The organism is Chryseobacterium amylolyticum (assembly GCF_051011775.1).
Lineage (GTDB): Bacteria > Bacteroidota > Bacteroidia > Flavobacteriales > Weeksellaceae > Chryseobacterium.
In genome coordinates, this window is record NZ_JBPCHX010000013.1 from 1 (window position 1) to 17,262 (window position 17,262).

16 protein-coding genes are annotated in these 17,262 nt (G+C 37.9%); 11 read left to right on the forward strand and 5 right to left on the reverse strand.

All coding sequences use genetic code 11. The features are described 5' to 3' along the window. Window positions 1-76 precede the first annotated feature (76 nt). The 4 genes from ACR1PO_RS22275 to rplU all read right to left on the reverse strand — a co-directional run bounded on the left by ACR1PO_RS22275 (window position 77) and on the right by rplU (window position 1,629). Window positions 77-241 carry a bacteriocin-like protein gene (locus tag ACR1PO_RS22275; RefSeq protein WP_164720338.1) on the reverse strand — a complete coding sequence of 55 codons (165 nt, stop codon included), beginning with the start codon at window positions 239-241 and terminating at the stop codon, window positions 77-79. Window positions 242-433: 192 nt separating this feature from the next. Beyond that, window positions 434-601: a bacteriocin-like protein gene (locus ACR1PO_RS22280; RefSeq protein ID WP_332388883.1), complete on the reverse strand. Its 168-nt coding sequence runs from the start codon at window positions 599-601 to the stop codon at window positions 434-436. Window positions 602-780: 179 nt separating this feature from the next. Beyond that, entirely contained in the window at window positions 781-1,038 is a 258-nt protein-coding gene (gene rpmA / locus ACR1PO_RS22285) for a 50S ribosomal protein L27 (protein WP_002984034.1), read from the reverse strand. A gap of 12 nt (window positions 1,039-1,050) precedes the next feature. Then, window positions 1,051-1,629: a 50S ribosomal protein L21 gene (gene rplU, locus ACR1PO_RS22290; protein ID WP_110011737.1), complete on the reverse strand. Its 579-nt coding sequence runs from the start codon at window positions 1,627-1,629 to the stop codon at window positions 1,051-1,053. A gap of 184 nt (window positions 1,630-1,813) precedes the next feature. Here rplU and ACR1PO_RS22295 point away from each other — a divergent pair, with 184 nt between their 5' ends. From ACR1PO_RS22295 to ACR1PO_RS22330, 8 genes are all read left to right on the forward strand, one after another. After that, the gene (locus ACR1PO_RS22295) at window positions 1,814-2,701 is read left to right on the forward strand and encodes a neutral zinc metallopeptidase (protein WP_433988213.1); all 888 of its coding nucleotides are present in this window, start codon (window positions 1,814-1,816) and stop codon (window positions 2,699-2,701) included. A 147-nt stretch (window positions 2,702-2,848) separates the two neighbouring features. Next, a complete protein-coding gene (locus ACR1PO_RS22300; protein WP_433988214.1) occupies window positions 2,849-3,937 on the forward strand; it encodes an acyltransferase family protein in 1,089 nt (362 codons plus the stop codon). A gap of 74 nt (window positions 3,938-4,011) precedes the next feature. Beyond that, window positions 4,012-4,590: a MiaE family protein gene (locus tag ACR1PO_RS22305; RefSeq protein ID WP_433988215.1), complete on the forward strand. Its 579-nt coding sequence runs from the start codon at window positions 4,012-4,014 to the stop codon at window positions 4,588-4,590. Window positions 4,591-4,614: 24 nt separating this feature from the next. After that, complete coding sequence (locus ACR1PO_RS22310; protein WP_433988216.1) at window positions 4,615-5,232, forward strand: DUF502 domain-containing protein; 618 nt, start codon at window positions 4,615-4,617, stop codon at window positions 5,230-5,232. Window positions 5,233-5,322: 90 nt separating this feature from the next. Next, window positions 5,323-6,699, forward strand: coding sequence for a tryptophanase TnaA (gene tnaA / locus ACR1PO_RS22315; RefSeq protein WP_433988217.1), 1,377 nt, complete (start codon window positions 5,323-5,325; stop codon window positions 6,697-6,699). A gap of 289 nt (window positions 6,700-6,988) precedes the next feature. Then, the gene (locus tag ACR1PO_RS22320; protein ID WP_433988218.1) at window positions 6,989-8,065 is read left to right on the forward strand and encodes an FAD-dependent monooxygenase; all 1,077 of its coding nucleotides are present in this window, start codon (window positions 6,989-6,991) and stop codon (window positions 8,063-8,065) included. Window positions 8,066-8,067: 2 nt separating this feature from the next. After that, window positions 8,068-9,225 (forward strand): pyridoxal phosphate-dependent aminotransferase, encoded by a 1,158-nt coding sequence (locus ACR1PO_RS22325; protein ID WP_433988219.1) that lies wholly within the window; start codon window positions 8,068-8,070, stop codon window positions 9,223-9,225. 162 nt (window positions 9,226-9,387) lie between these two features. Beyond that, window positions 9,388-11,826: a TonB-dependent receptor plug domain-containing protein gene (locus ACR1PO_RS22330; RefSeq protein ID WP_433988220.1), complete on the forward strand. Its 2,439-nt coding sequence runs from the start codon at window positions 9,388-9,390 to the stop codon at window positions 11,824-11,826. 126 nt (window positions 11,827-11,952) lie between these two features. On the opposite strand, the gene ACR1PO_RS22335 is transcribed toward ACR1PO_RS22330, so the two are convergent. Continuing rightward, complete coding sequence (locus tag ACR1PO_RS22335) at window positions 11,953-13,170, reverse strand: PQQ-dependent sugar dehydrogenase (protein ID WP_433988221.1); 1,218 nt, start codon at window positions 13,168-13,170, stop codon at window positions 11,953-11,955. A gap of 106 nt (window positions 13,171-13,276) precedes the next feature. Here ACR1PO_RS22335 and ACR1PO_RS22340 point away from each other — a divergent pair, with 106 nt between their 5' ends. From ACR1PO_RS22340 to uvrB, 3 genes are all read left to right on the forward strand, one after another. Further along, window positions 13,277-13,648 carry a BlaI/MecI/CopY family transcriptional regulator gene (locus tag ACR1PO_RS22340; protein ID WP_291902566.1) on the forward strand — a complete coding sequence of 124 codons (372 nt, stop codon included), beginning with the start codon at window positions 13,277-13,279 and terminating at the stop codon, window positions 13,646-13,648. A gap of 2 nt (window positions 13,649-13,650) precedes the next feature. Beyond that, the gene (locus tag ACR1PO_RS22345; RefSeq protein WP_433988222.1) at window positions 13,651-15,054 is read left to right on the forward strand and encodes a M56 family metallopeptidase; all 1,404 of its coding nucleotides are present in this window, start codon (window positions 13,651-13,653) and stop codon (window positions 15,052-15,054) included. A 158-nt stretch (window positions 15,055-15,212) separates the two neighbouring features. Beyond that, window positions 15,213-17,204 (forward strand): excinuclease ABC subunit UvrB, encoded by a 1,992-nt coding sequence (uvrB, locus tag ACR1PO_RS22350; RefSeq protein WP_002984065.1) that lies wholly within the window; start codon window positions 15,213-15,215, stop codon window positions 17,202-17,204. Window positions 17,205-17,262 lie beyond the last annotated feature (58 nt).

The window sequence follows — 17,262 nt, forward strand, 5'->3', positions numbered from 1 at the left end:
AGAGAAAAGCGGTGCCGGCGGCTCAAAAACCCCCCCCGAAACTTTATTTGCCTTATACTATATAATGCAGAGGTTATTAAAAGCACTCACAACCTTCTACATCGAGCAGGCATCGCATTTTCTGCTCATTTGTAAGTCCGCACCATACACTACATGATGTAATAGGCTTTGCCGGACACCATACCTCACCTCCGTTAATACTTCTCAGACTTTTTTTCGTTAATTTTCTTAAATTTTTCATGATTGCTTAGTTTTATTTATTGCCTACTCTTGATGCTTTTCGGCTTCCGCTTAGTTCTTTTCATTTGAAGTCGGATAAATATATAAACATTTCACTTACACAGGATATTATTTAAGTATTTTTAACTAAATAAAAAACTGAACCACCCATGGCTCAGCTCTACTAAAATCTCAAAAGGTAAATCTATTGATATTATTCAAAACACTCTGTACATGGCTCAGACAAAATACAGTGTGATTTCTGCCATGGAGTCCAGCTGCACCATTCTTCGCATGACTGAAACATGGAAGGGCAATTGGCAGCTACCCCGCCGGTAATTTCTTTTAAATTTTTTCTGGTTAATTTCTTTACATTTTTCATAGCTATTGGTTTTAATGTTGCCTACTCTTGATGCTTTTCGGCCAGCTCAACTGTCTGGCAAATTTGGCAGTGAACAAATATAAAAATATTTCACGGGTAAATGAATACTATAGCAATCCGTAAACAAAAAAAACCTCAGTAAAAACTGAGGTTTTAATTTTTATAAAACGCTTACAAAATTATGCGTTTGGCTCTACAGATACGAAAGATCTGTTGTTTGCTTTCTTTCTGAAAACTACTTTACCATCTACTAATGCAAACAAAGTGTGATCTTTACCGATTCCCACGTTATCACCTGGGTGGTGCTGAGTACCTCTTTGTCTAACAATAATATTTCCGGCAATAGCTTCTTGTCCTCCGAAAATCTTCACACCTAATCTTTTAGAGTGAGACTCTCTACCGTTCTTGGAACTACCGACTCCTTTCTTGTGTGCCATTTTATTACTGGATTATTTATTAAGTGCTTTAAATTGATCAATGTTCTTAATGATAGCAGCATCTACTTCTTCATGAGTAAGAACATTCTTTTCTAATTCAACTTTAACTGCTTTACCTAAAGTAATTAAAGTTTCTCTGTTCTCTTTAGACTGAGACAAGTTGTTTTTCTTTAAATGATAGTTCAACTCGTGATCTTCACCAAAGTTAACAGTTGCGTTGTCAGAAAGAACTTCACCTTTCACAGTTTCTTTTTTAGCAGCAGCTTTTTTAGCTCCACCTTCAAATCCTGTAATACCAGTGATTACGATTTGAGTTAAAGATTGTCTGTGACCGTTTTTCACTTTGTAACCTTTTCTTCTTTTCTTTTTGAAAACGATTACTTTATCAGCTTTTACGTGGTCAAGGATCTCTGCTTCAACAGTGATTCCGTTTACAGCTGGGGCGCCTACAGTGATTGCACCGTTTACAGTAAGAAGAACTTTATCGAAAGAAACCTTTCCTCCTTTATCTCCTTTTAAACGGTTTACAAACAACTTCTGGTCTTGCTCAACTTTGTATTGAAGCCCTGCTATTTCTACAATTGCAAACATTGTTTATAAATTTTTAGTTATTTCGAGGTGCAAATATACATATAAATTTCTAAATAGCTTACAATCAAAGCAATGTTTTTTTAATTAAAATCCTATTCACTATGTTTTGAATAATTTTTTACAATAAAGTACTCACAATTAAGAGATAATTTATTACCTTCGTTTCACCAAATTGAATTTATATATGAAAAGAAACTTTAATCTCTGCTTATTAGCAGGTGCCATTGCTGTCACTTCATTGACGGCATGTAGTGATGACCAAATGGACAGCAATGTTCAACCTCAGCAAGAAGCACTTAGTGCAAAAATTGAGCAACCGGGAAATACTGAAAAAGGATGCTCTTACGTTGATAACAACTGGAGCTCCAGTTCTGTTTTACTGACAGGACTTCAAAACTCCACAGACACCAATTTTATGAATGGTCAGATGACTAAAATTGCAGGCATGTGGGGAAGAACCGCTCCTACACTGCGATTTGTAAATGACCCTTCCAATTTCAACTCCACGTACAATGCTATTTCCTATTCTACAGGAAAGATCTATTACGGATACGCTATCTATTATGATGCAAAATCAAAAGGTGGCGATATTGTAAACGCAATGATCCTTGCCCATGAATATGGACATCAGCTGCAGTACATCTTCAATCTTCCTTCTGTATCAGAGTCAACATACAGACCGAATGAGCTTGAAGCAGATGGCTTTGCAGGATATTATCTGAGAAGACCTAATGGTTACAATAAAACCAGCTTCCCGGAAATTGCAGCAGCTTATGAGTTTGCCCAGAGCATTGGCGACTATCAGACGACCAGTGTCAACCATCACGGAACACCGGCACAGAGAAGATCAGCAGTTCGTTTAGGATTCCTTTTAGGCCAATACGATCTTAATGCTTCCAATTTCGATTATAACTTCTTCTATTACTATCAGGGAGTTTTGAACGGTACGTATAAGATGGCTAAAAACACAGTAAATCCTGAAATCGATGCTTATATGAGTCAATATATAGATGAGCTGAGAAAAATTCAGTCAGGAGAAATTTCTGCAGAAGAATTTAAACATCTTCAATAAACAAGAACATTCATTTTTAGCATATTTAAGAAAGGAGGCGGGCAGTATGTTCCGCCCCTTTTTTGTTTTAAAAAATCTTTTATGTTTTAAACAGTCAATTTGTTTGTATTTTTGAGCCACAACAAAAGAACTTCCAACCCACCTAAAATGAACAGAGATCTATATATTGATTTCGCCAAAGGACTGGCAACACTTTCCATCATATTTATCCATACAGCTTTCTGGTCTGGACAGTTTTATATTCCTGCAGAAGTAAGAGTTTTTTCCCTTGTTTTTGACGTCGCTCTTTTTTATGCACTGAGCGGCATTACTTCAGGTGCCAATATTGAAAAAACATTGTACCGACTGTTGAAACTGCAGATCACATATATGATATTTGTGACTTTCCTATTCTTTTTAGATTACTTGTTTAAAGTTTTCGGGCTGAGTTTCTTTTCTATGGAATGGCTCCAGAACTTTTATTCCACATTCGGTTCCAAATATTCCACTACCAGCATTTCAGCGGTTCCTCACTGGGAAAACCTTGGAAACTGGTATCTTCATCAGTATGCCAATGCTGATACCTTTCCGGTTGTCATGGGAAGTTTCTGGTACCTTAAAGTGTATTTTATTTTAACCGTTTTCGGAGTTCTGATCTTAAGGTTTTTTCCGAAACACATCAACTGGTTTATCGGACTTTGCATTGCTTTAACCTTATTATTCAACATTTTCCCGGAATATTATCCAACAGGACAGGTGGGATATGTTGCTTTTTATCTTGCCGTATTTTTAATGGGGAACAAAATGCGAGGAAAAAGGATTCCTGCCACAGTAATTCCTGTCTTATATGCACTCGTTGGAGCTGCTCTTGTATGGATGTTCTGGTACTATGGAGAAGATATTTTCTACAAAATCAACAAAAATAAATTCCCTCCAAAAATCCCGTATATTATCTGGGCATTATTCTCTCTGGTGACATTATTTGTTCTCTATAACCGGTTAAAGATCACAAAAGAAAATTTCATCACTTATATCGGCAGGAATGCCATATTCTTCTATTTTGCACAGGGAATAAGCTCTTCACTGGTCTACTTTATGGTGGTTCCATTAAAAGAAAATATGCCCTGGTGGATTTTGATGCTCATTATCTATATCATTAATATCATTTTAGCTTTTATAATTTCTGCGGGGCTGAAAAAGGTTGATGCCTTAGGCTGGAATATTTTGGAATTCCTAAGAAGGAAGACTGCCTCTTAAGACTTTAATGATCAAATTGAAATAAAGTCACATTTCTTACCTCAATTTGTTTAAATTTACAAAAAATTTACAACATGTTTAAGTTGAAACTACCTACCGACCCAAGGTGGGCAAATATTGCAGAAGGAAACATTGAAGAAATTTTAACAGATCATGCCTGGTGCGAGCAAAAAGCAGCTACCAATGCTATTGGACTGATCACGATGCTTCCCGAATACCCTGAGATTGTAACAGAACTTCTTGCCATTGCACAGGAAGAGCTGGACCATTTCAATCAGGTACACGAGATCATCAAAAAGAGAGGCTATACTTTTGGAAGAGCCAGAAAAGATGATTATGTGAATGAACTGGCAAAATTTATCGTTCAGGGAAGCAGAGAAAACCTCATCGTAGATAAAATGCTGTTCGCCGCTATGATTGAAGCCAGAAGCTGTGAAAGATTCAAAGTTCTTACGGAAAATATCAAAGATGAAGAGCTTAAAGTTTTTTACAGGGAATTAATGATTTCCGAGGCCAATCACTATACTACTTTTATCGGATTTGCAAGACAGCTCGGTAATCCTGAGAAAGTAAACCAGCGCTGGGAAGAATGGCTGGAGTATGAAGCCGGCATTATTAAATCCTACGGAAACAAAGAAACCATTCACGGTTAAAATACAAACAGTAAAGAGTATCCATTGAAGAAGCCAAGCTTTGAAAATATTGCCAATCTTTTCCTGAAGAATTTTTTTCAGGGATTAGTAATTATTGGTCCTATCGGGCTTACCATTTTTGTCATCTGGTATATTGTAAGCGCCATTGACAATCTGATTCCTTCACTTGCCAAGCAGGTGCCGGGGCTTGTTTTCGTATCTATTATACTGTTTACTGCTATTCTGGGATATTTAGGAAATAAATTCGTGGTTGGGAGATTCTTTTTCGACACCATGGACAGCTTACTGGAGAAGACTCCGGGAATAAAACACATTTACACTCCTACGAAAGACGTCATGTCTTCATTTGTAGGTGACAAGAAAAAATTCAACGATCCTGTATGGGTAAAGACCAATGAAAATCCGGAAATCTGGAGAATCGGTTTTTTAACTCAAAAAGAAATGTCAGACGTTGACAAGCATAATTACGTTGCGGTATATCTTCCCCACTCGTATGCCATCTCGGGCTGGGTAATTGTTACTGAAGAAAAAAACATCAAACCTGTAGTAGGAATGACGGCTGCTTCTGCCATGAAGTTCGCAGTGAGCGGTGGTGTAGCCGGATTCCATTCTGATGAAAATATATTTAAGGCTCCGGAATAAATCTCTTCCGCCTTATATATACTTTGATGAAATTTGAAAAATTATTTTCAAGAACATTTTCTTTACAAACAATTTAAAACATATTAACTCATGAATTTACCGTACGCGGAACCTTTCCGCATCAAAATGGTGGAGGAAATCTACCAGTCTACCAGAGAAGAAAGAGAACAGTGGCTTAAAGAAGCTAATTACAACCTTTTCAATTTAAGATCTTCTCAGGTTTATATTGACCTGCTTACCGATTCCGGAACCGGAGCGATGTCCGATAAACAATGGGCAGCTTTAATGACCGGAGATGAAAGCTACGCAGGATCACGTTCATTCGAACAATTACAGAAAACCGTTGAAAGGATCACAGGATTCAAATATTTATTACCAACCCACCAGGGAAGAGCAGCTGAAAACGTACTTTTCTCAGTGCTGGTAAAAGAAGGTGATGTCGTTCCGGGAAACTCACACTTTGACACGACAAAAGGCCACATTGAATTCAGAAAGGCACACGCAATAGACTGTACGATTGATGAAGCGTTTGATATCAATAACCTTCATCCTTTCAAAGGAAATATCAATCTTGAAAAACTGGAAGAAGTTTATAAAAGCCACCCGAAAGAAAGCATTCCTTTCTGCTTGATTACCATTACCTGTAACTCATCGGGAGGCCAGCCAGTTTCTTTGGAAAACATGAAGGCAGTAAAAGCTTTATCGGATCAATATGGAATTCCTGTATTTTTTGATTCGGCAAGATTTGCAGAGAATGCTTACTTCATCAAAAAAAGAGAAGCAGGACAGGAAAACAGAAGCATTAAAGACATCTGTAAGGAAATTTTCTCTTACGGAGACGGAATGACAATGAGTTCCAAAAAAGACGGACTGGTAAACATTGGCGGATTCATCGCTTTGAATAATGAAGAAGTTTTCAGAAAGGCATCAAACTTTACCATTATTTACGAAGGCTTTATTACTTATGGAGGAATGGCCGGAAGAGATATGGCAGCACTGGCCGTAGGTCTTGACGAAGCTACTGAGTTTGCTTACCTTGAAAGCAGAATCTCCCAGGTTGAATATCTCGGTAATAAACTGATCGAATATGGAATCCCGGTTCAGAAACCAATCGGGGGACACGCGGTATTTATTGATTCTTTAAACTTCCTTCCGAATGTTTCCCGCGAAGAATATCCGGCTCAGACATTAGGACTTGAAATTTATAAGGAAGCAGGGATCAGAACGGTAGAAATCGGAACACTATTGGCAGACAGAGATCCTGCCACAAGAGAAAACCGTTATCCGAAGTTAGAACTGGTACGTCTGGCAATTCCAAGAAGAACGTACACCAATAACCATATGGATTATATTGCTGCAGCAATCAGAAATGTGTATGAAAGACGCGAAGAGATTGCAAAAGGATACAGGATTACCTGGGAACCAGAAATCTTAAGACACTTTACTGTTCAGCTTGAAAAAGCTTAATCAAAAAACCGGAAAAAGTTCCGGTTTTTTGATGTTTTAAATTTTTTACGGAAATGAACTGCATATTCAGCAGACTCAAAACCATTCAAATATTGAAAATAAATATAAATCAATCATATACTTTTATAACCGGCAATTACATCATCTTTTTTATTTTATTTTTAAGGAAACCGAAAGCAAATTGATTCATTTTTTGAAATAGTGAATGTTTTTAAGTTAATTTTGCATCCATCTTATAAAACAGATCAAAATACTTAAAAAAACAACCTGAAAAAAACCGTTATTCCGAATGAAGAAAATTGCTGTCGTGGGCGCCGGTATCTCTGGCTTAACCATGGCAAATTACTTAGAAAAACACAAGATCGATTATCATATTTATGAAAGAAGAAAAATGAAAGACCAGGCCGGGCACGGCTTCCTCATTCCAAAAGAAGGGATGGACTATCTTTATCAGATAATTGATCCTGAAATTCTTCTCAAACATGGAAATTTTCTGAAAAAATATACCCAGTATTCCCGTACAGGAAAAACCCTGGCAGAAAAGGAACTGGATCATGTTTTTGCCATTTCAAGACACTCATTAATACATCTCCTGGCACAAAACATTTCTCCCGAAAAGATTACTTATGAAGAAACTATAATTCCTGATAATCAACAGACCGGAAAACTAAAGCTTTCTGACGGAACCGATATTGATGCTGACATTGCTGTCATTTCTGATGGTTCTAAAAGCCGTATCAGAAGGGATCTTTTTAAAGGTGAAAAAATGAGCGTGGTAAGAGAAAGTGAAGTGGTCAATATTATACAAAATAAAGAGATCGCAGATTCTGTTGGGAATAACTTCATAAAATTTCATCATGAGGAAGGCGGACTGACGTTTGGGATCCTCAAGCTTTCGGGAGACACTATTCTGTGGTATTCACAATTTGATAACGAAAAATATATGATCAACGCATGTACGGCAGAAAACCTAAAGAAATACATGCTTGAAGTGTTTGAAGACTGGCATCCTTTGATTCCTTCCATTATACAGAAATCAGACTATAAAAATGTGCATTTATGGTGTGTTTATGAATTGGAAAAATTAAATCCGTTTTATAAAGACAATATTGTTTTCATCGGGGATGCAGCACATCCACTGATCCCCTTTACCAGTCAAGGCGTTACTTCTGCATTAAAAGACTCCTTCATTCTCACTAAATATTTATCCGAAGAAGAAAACACAGAAAAAGCTTTCAAAAAATATGAGGCAGAAAGAAAACCAGAAATTGAAACCCATATCAATAACGGAAGAATCCTGTTAGAACAGTTCCTGCGTCCTCTTCGTCAACAATCAGAAAATATTTTACCTATATCCTATAAATAAATATGTTTACCCATAACGATATCAATTTTGAAGCACTGAAAAGAAAAGCCTACAACGGAAGATGGGCTACCTTAGAAGATGGAATTATCCCCCTTACAGCTGCTGATCCGGACTTCAGGACAGCACCTGAAATAGAACAGGGAATTATTGAATACCTTAAAGACGGCTACCTCAGCTACGGACCATTTTCCGGACTGCCGGAATTCAGGAAAAGCGTAGCTGATCATTTCAATCAGGAAAAGCACGGCCGTTTTACGCCTGAAAATGTCCTGGCTGTGAACAGTGCTGCCCAGGGAATGTTTCTTATTGCATCTTATGTTCTTAAACCGGGCGATGAAGCAATTATTCTCGATCCGGTAGATTTCCTTTTCAAAAAATCAGTGGAAACAGCCGGGGGAAAGGTAGTGCTCTGCCCTGTTGATACAACATCCGGTGAAATTGATTTTGAAAAACTGGTTTCTCTAATCAGTTCCAAAACCAGGCTGATCAGTATATGCAACCCGCACAATCCACTCGGGAAGGTTTATTCTAAAGAAATCTTGATAAAAATAGCTGAGATTGCTTCTGCCCATGATCTTTGGGTAATGAGTGATGAAATCTGGAGTGATATTGTTTACGGCAATAAAGATTTCTATACCTATTCTTCTGTTTCAGAAAAGGCGAAGAAAAAAAGTTTTACCGTGTATGGATTTTCAAAATCATTTGGAATTGCCGGCCTGAGAATTGGAGCTGTATTATGTAATGACCAGGACATTCTTGAAGATTTTACTGAAAAATCCAATTTCAATTCAACAATAGAAGGAGTTTCTACCTTATCACAAATTGCAGCAAGTGTAGCCCTGGAGAAAGCAAAACCCTGGTACAGAGAATTTTTAGCACATTTACAAAGCAACAGAGATCTTGCATTTACCCTGTTAAGCCAATCCGACATTGTAACGCCTAATCTCCCTGAAGCCACTTTTGTACTATTTCCAAAGATCAAAAACGGAATGACCAGTGACGAATTTACACGGCATGTTCTGCTGCAGGGAAAAGTTGCAATAGTGCCCGGTTCAGAAAGATGGTTTGGAAAAGGAGCGGAAGGACATATCAGAATTTGCTTTTCCACTTCACGGGAAATTTTAGAAGAAGGAATTAACAGAATCATTACAAGCTTTTAATGTTAAAATTTTTCATTAAAATTGAATATTAAGTTATTATTTTACCGAAATTAACACAAATCAATAGCAAATTGAGATTTTCATACTAAATATTTAATTTTGATATTGATTTAAAAATAAATATTGATAATTTTGATTGAATCACCACTCAAAATTATCAATATGAAAATAAAATACATCAGCATTATTTTCCTTGGGGCTTCTACCCTTTCCTACGCCCAGCAAATAAAGGATACTTTAAAAGAATCAAAGATAGACGAAGTAGCCATTACCGGAAGCCGGAATAAAAAAAGAACAGTTGTTAATACCCCTGTTCCTATTGATATCATCGATATTAAACAGGTAAGCCAGTCAACCGGCCAGGTGGAAGTCAACCAGCTTTTACAGTTTTCCGCCCCCTCTTTCAACTCCAACAAACAATCAGGATCCGACGGTGCTGATGCTGTAGATCCCGCCACTTTAAGAGGTCTAGGCCCCGATCAGACCTTGCTTCTGCTAAATGGGAAAAGATACCATCAGTCTTCACTGATTAACCTTTTTGGGACCAAGGGAAGAGGAAACACCGGATATGACATGAACACCATTCCTATTGGCGCCATCAAAAGAGTGGAGGTTCTTCGTGACGGAGCTTCTGCCCAATACGGATCAGATGCTATCGCAGGGGTAATTAACGTGATCCTTAATGATCGTGACAAAGGTTTTGAAGGAAATGCATTCTATGGAATGAACCTCTTTAAAAGTCCCGGGAACAATGATGTTGTCTCCGATCACAAAGTAGATGGAACTACTTTTGATTTCAGCGGGAATTTTGGAACTAAAATAGGCTCAAAAGGCGGTTTTGGAAATTTCACTGCAGAATTTATCAACAAAGATTATGCGATACGTAATGCTAATCCCGACATCTACAATAAACCGTCTCTGGCACCCAGACAGCGCTTCGGAGATGCCAAGGCTCAAAATATTTATTTTTTCGGCAATGTTGAACTTCCTTTATCAGACGGATTGAAATTTTATTCCCGTCAGGGCTTTTCGCATAGAAACACCAAAGCCTATGCGTGGACCAGAGCAGCAGATGCAGATGGAAATATCCCTGAAGTATACCCTTCAGGATTTAACCCGATTGAAAATACGAGCATTTCAGATTTTACTTTTGATAATGGTTTAAAATTTAAAGTCTTAGACTGGGATGTGGATTTTTATAATGCTTTTGGCAACAACAGATTCACCTATCAGATTGACAATACCATCAATGCTACTTTGGGAATCAAATCACCGACAAGCTTTAATGCCGGAGGACATTCGTTGCTGCAGAATACGACCGGTTTTAATGCCGTGAAACAATTTAAGGTACTGGAAGGCCTGAACATTGCTTTCGGATCAGAATTCAGGTATGAAAAATTTAACATCATCAAAGGTGAAGAAGCTTCCTACACGATGTATGATAAGAACGGAAATCCTGTCACACCAGATACTCCTGAAAATTTACTTGTTACCAATCCTCTAAGTGGCAGTGTAAGACCTGGCGGATCGCAAGGATTTCCCGGGTATTCAACAGATATCGGCAAAAGCAGAAATAATTTTGCAGCTTATATAGACACCGAACTGGATGTGACTAAAAACTGGATGATAAGCGTTGCCGGAAGATTTGAAAACTATAATGATTTCGGAAGTACCCTGAATGGTAAGTTTGCTACAAGATATGCGATTACACCGCAGTTTGCATTCCGTGGATCTATTTCTACAGGGTTCAGAGCCCCTTCTCTGGCACAGAAGTATTATAGCCAGCAGTTCACCAACTTTCAAGGTGGTAAATTAGTCACCATTCAGCTCGCTTCTAATGACAGCAAGCTGGCAAGCAGCCTTGGAATCCCTCAGCTGAAACAGGAAACATCTGTGAATGGAAGCGCCGGATTCACCTTTAATACAGGAAAATTCACAGCAACAGTAGATGGTTATTATATTCAGGTGAAAGACAGGATCGTTCTTACCGGATATTTTGCACAGGAAGACTTGCCGACAGAAGTTCAGGCAGAGAATCCATTTATTGACCAGGTGCAGTTCTTTTCCAATGCAATAGATACCCGTACAAAGGGGGTTGACCTTATTTTGAGCTATAGTGAAAATATAGGCTCCGGAAAACTGACCGCCACTTTAGCCGGAAACTACAACGATATGGAAATTACCCAGGTGAATACTTCGGAACAGCTGGCAGGGAAAGAAGATATTTATCTGAGCGAAAGAGAAAAGGCTTTTATCCTGGCTTCCGCACCGAAGACAAAAGTTAATTTAAACCTGAATTATAAAATCAACAAATTTAATGTGAATCTGCAGATGGTAAGATTTGATAAGGTAACCCTGATCGGCTATGATGATGCGGAACAGGTTTATAATGCAAAAGTAACAACCGACCTCTCTTTTGGTTATGAATTTTCTAAAAATCTGAATCTGACGCTGGGAAGTAAAAACCTATTCAACCGATATCCTACTTTACAGACGACTCAGGTGACCACCGGAAATACAGAATCCGGAGGTATTTTTGATCCTGTACAGATGGGATTTGCCGGAAGACAGGTTTTTGCCAGACTTAATTTTAAGTTTTAAGAATATGAGGGATGCCAGATGATGGAAAATGGAAGTTACATCAGGGAGAAATTCATATTAAACCACTATAACTTCCAGCCTTCAGCTTCCTTACAAAGCCTACAGAAAATCTCTGTAGGCTTTTTTCTATTTTTTGGAAATTTTATAAAGCTTACCACTGTCTGTTACGGCATACAGATTTCCGTCCATACCATTCAATACATCCCGGAAACGCTCTTTCTGATCTGCCAGAAGGCGTTCTTCTCCTACGACTTTATTATCTTTCATTACAATTCTGTCGATATGTTCACCGCTTAAACATCCGATAAAGAGGTTTCCTTTCCATTCATCAATATTTCCGGTGTAAAAAGTAACCCCGCTTGGAGAGATGACCGGATCCCAATAATAAACCGGCTGTTCTGTTCCTTCTCTTTGTGTAATTCCCCGGCCTACCTTATCTCCGGAATATTCAATTCCATATGTCACATCTCCCCAGCCGTAGTTTTTACCTGGCTTAATGAGATTGATTTCATCACCTCCTCTTGGTCCCATTTCAACATCCCATAAATTTCCATCAGGATCAATTGCCAGCCCTTGCGGATTACGGACGCCATAAGCATAGATCTCGGGCTTATAGCCTTGTTTTCCGATAAAAGGATTCCCGGGTGCAGGTTTACCATCTTTTGTAATTTTCAAAATTTTTCCAAGATAATTATCCGTTTTCTGGGCATATGCCCTGGTTACTTTATCCGATCTTTCTCCTGTACTGACAAATAAATTTCCATCTTTATCAAAAGCAAGACGGCTTCCGTAATGTTTATCTCCATCATAGGAAGGTTCTGCGCGGAAAATAACTTTAACTTCTGAAATATTTTTAAGATCTGGGGACAGCTTTCCTTTGGCGACAGAAGTTAAGTTTCCTTTTCCAAACGGCTCAGAAAAGCTGAAGTAAATTATATTATTGATTTTAAAATCGGGATCAAGAGCTACATCCAGCATTCCGCCCTGTCCTTTAGAATCTACTTTTGGAAAGCCTTCTATTTTTAAAATTTGTTTTCCGTCTGTTGACACAACATTCATATGTCCATTCTTGTCAGTAATGAGAAACCTTCCGTCAGGCAAATTGATAATTCCCCAGGGTCTTCCCAGATCTTTATTCAAGACTTCTACGTTATATGCTGTTGTTGTCTTCACAGCCTTAATTCTTGTCTGTCCCTGAAATGCCGGCTTATAGTCAGAATTAGGATTTTCTGTCTCTACACTGCCATCATTTCCGGTTTTCTGGGCATTTGCATGATTTTCCTTACATGAAGATAAAATAAGAAAAAGGCTTATTGCCGGGACATAAAATTGATTGACTTTCATAGCATTATGATTAGGTGTTAGAAAAATGAATGGAAAAATAATGCCATAAAGTTTGTGTATATTAATTTTTATTCTACATTTGTAGAACTAATTACAAAATTGTAGAATGAAAGAAATTAAACTTACAGATTCTGAAAAAGTCCTTATGGAAATTCTTTGGGAAAAGAAAACCGTTTTCATGAAGGATATTCTGGAAGCTTCACCAGAACCAAAACCTGCACCATCAACTATTGCTACATTGCTTAAAAGAATGCAGAATAAAGAACTGGTTGGCTATAAACTGTATGGAAATTCCCGCGAATACTATCCAAAAGTAGAGAAAGGGGAATATTTCAAGGAAGAAATGACTTCCATGATTGACCGTTTTTTTAACAGCTCCGTGACACAGTTTGCCTCGTTTTTTACTTCCAATGCAAAACTTAGCCAGAAGGAACTGAAAGAGCTTCGTGACATTATTGACGAACAGATAAAAGAATAAAGATGACTGCTATTGTTTTAAAAATAATCCTTTGCTCTTCTATTTTCATCACCGTTTATTATCTGTTTTTGGAAAAAGAAAGAGTCCTCAGATTTAACCGGATGTATTTGCTAAGCTCATTATTGCTTTCATATGCAATTCCGTTTGTTACCATTACTCTGCCAACCCATCACAGCGGGAAAACACCTCAATTGATTATTGAAAAAACTGCACAACAACTCGCTGTCATCCCGCAGGAGCAGGGAAGTTTTAACCTGACGAATGTGATGTGGGGAATTTATATATTGATCACATCTTTTCTGTTGCTGAGAAGCCTTATTTCCTTTCTTAAAATCAAAAAAATATCCGGAAAGAAACATGTTTACCACAACCATACTATATTATTGACAAAAGAAAATCTTTCACCCTTCAGTTTTTGGAAAACAATTTATATGGGGGAAAGCTATATGAATAATAACGGGATAGATCCAAGAATTTTCATCCACGAAAAGACCCATATTGAACAAAAACACAGTTTAGACATGCTGGTTTTGAATGCTTTAAGGATTTTCAGCTGGTTCAACCCCATTCTTTTACTATACAACAAAGCTATAATCACAAATCATGAATTTCTGGCAGATGAAGCTGTTATGAAAAGCAATTACGACATCAGAGAATATCAGAATCTTATTCTTGAAGAAATTCTTATTCATCAAAACCCACCTTTGACTCATTCATTTAATTTCAATAACACCAAAAAAAGATTTATTATGATGAAAACAAAAAAAACAAAATTTAGTCTGTTAAAAAAAACAGCAGGTATCACTGCTTTAATTTCTGCAGTAGCCTTATTCTCTGAAAGAACATATGCTGAGAATCCCAAACATTTTCTTTTTTCTGAAAAAACAACAGAAATGCCAACCCAAATTGGAGATCAAAGACCCTATCAAACCAGTTTAATTACTCCTTCATATCATGAAAAAACAAAAAAAGAAGGGCATGCATCCACTATAACGGATTTCAAAAAAGAGGAGTTAAAAAAAGTTTCGGATACAATAGCTCCAAGAACAGATGAAGGTAAAAACACAAATACAGCTATCAATACTCAACAGATTTCTAATGAAATTCCGGCGCAATATCCTGGTGGGGATAAAGACTTTAAAATCAAAATAAGCAGAAATGTGGATGTAAGTAATTTAGGAAGCTATAACGGACCTATAACATCTACCGCCTATATTCATATCAATGAAATGGGCAAAACAACAGAGGTAACGACTTCGGGAGAAAACGAAATCCTTAACAGGGAGCTTCTAAAAGCAGTCACTGAAATAAGTAATGAAACCAACTGGAAGCCTGCAATGAAGGATGGAAAAGCCATTGCTTCAGTATTAAAGGTTCCAGCAACAATGACCTTTACACGTCCATAACAACAAAGTGCTAGTAATTAGCACTTTTTATTTTTTCAATTGTTTTGTTTAGCTTCAAAAAATCAAAACTGCAAGGATAATCTGTTAAAATTTTATTGTCAAAATATTCACCTTCAAAACATTATACAGCCTTATGATTTCTTTTGTATTTTTGTTGTATGGATTTTAAACTTCAATCGGAATATAAACCTACCGGAGACCAGCCCCAGGCTATTGAGAAGCTTACTGAAGGAATAGAGATCGGTGAGAAATATCAGACGCTTCTGGGAGTAACTGGCTCCGGAAAAACCTTTACTGTTGCGAATGTTATACAAAACGTTCAGCGTCCAACATTAGTTCTGGCACACAATAAAACACTGGCAGCACAGCTCTTCATGGAGTTTAAAGAATTCTTTCCGGAAAATGCGGTGGAATACTTTGTGAGTTATTATGATTATTACCAGCCTGAAGCATATATTGCGACTACCGGAACGTATATTGAAAAAGATCTGAGCATTAATGAAGAGGTTGAAAAATTGCGTCTTTCTGCTACGGCCAGCCTTCTTTCAGGAAGGAGGGATGTTTTGATCGTTGCCTCAGTTTCATGTATCTATGGTATCGGAAATCCAACGGAGTTCCATAAATCATTGATTTCTATTGCTATTGGTGAGAAGGTAACGAGAACCGCTCTGCTCCACTCACTTGTTAATGCTCTATATGCCAGAACATTAAATGAATTCCAAAGGGGGACATTCCGTGTAAAAGGGGATGTCATTGATGTTTTTCCGGCGTATGCAGACAATGCGATCAGAATCCAGTTCTTTGGGGATGAAATTGAAAAGATTCAAAGTTTTGATCCTTTAACAGGAAATGTAGAGTCTAATTTTGACCAGATTCAGATTTACCCTGCCAATCTCTTTGTAACTTCAAAAGAAACCTTAAACGGTGCTATCAGAGAGATTCAGGATGATATGGTAAAGCAGGTTGACTTCTTTAATTCTATCGAGAAACCTTTGGAGGCCAAAAGACTTCAGGAAAGAACCGAACTGGATCTTGAGATGATTAAAGAGCTTGGCTACTGTTCCGGAATTGAAAACTATTCCAGGTATCTGGATGGGCGTCTTCCGGGAAGCAGACCTTTCTGCCTGATTGATTATTTCCCTAAAGATTTCCTGATGGTGATTGACGAAAGCCACGTAACGGTTCCACAAGTTCATGCCATGTATGGTGGTGACCGGAGCCGTAAGGAAGCATTGGTAGAATACGGATTCAGACTTCCTGCTGCAATGGACAACAGGCCTCTAAAGTTTGAGGAATTCGAAGCTATGCAGAACCAGGTGATTTATGTTTCTGCAACACCTGCCGATTACGAACTGGAGAAAACCGGAGGAGCTTATATAGAACAAATTATCCGTCCTACGGGACTTCTTGATCCTATCATCGAGGTAAGGCCTACTTTAAATCAGATTGATGATCTCATGGAAGAAATACAGAAGAGAGCTGATGCTGATGAAAGGGTTCTGGTGACTACTTTGACGAAGAAAATGGCAGAGGAACTTACCAAATACTTCACCAAATTCGGAATCAGAACAAGATATATCCATTCTGATGTTGAGACCCTGGAGCGTATTCAGATTATGCAGGACCTTCGTTTAGGACTTTTTGACGTGCTTATTGGAGTAAACCTCTTGAGAGAGGGATTAGATTTACCGGAAGTTTCTTTAGTGGCTATTTTAGATGCAGATAAAGAAGGAATGCTGAGAAGCAGAAGATCAATGATCCAGACGGTAGGCCGTGCTGCAAGGAATGTGAACGGGAAAGCGATTATGTACGCCGATAAGATCACCAAATCTATGCAGGCAACCCTGGATGAAACGGAATACCGCCGTGCCAAGCAAATGAAGTATAATGAAGAACATGGACTTCAGCCAAAAGCTTTGAATAAAAAGATTTCTGAAAACCTTGTCGGAAGAAGCAAAGATTTCCCGGATGAAAAATATACTCAGAAAGAAATCCTTCAGAAGGTTGCGGAAACAAAGGCCAGCTATGCAAGTGAAGATATTGATAAAATGATTGCCCAGAAACAGAAAGAAATGGAAGCTGCGGCAAAAAATCTTGACTTTATTAAGGCAGCGAAGCTGAGAGATGAAATTGAAGCTTTGAAAGCTTAAATAATTGGTTATAAAAAAGTTTCGGCGGCATCTTCGATGCCGCCAAAAATTTTTGACC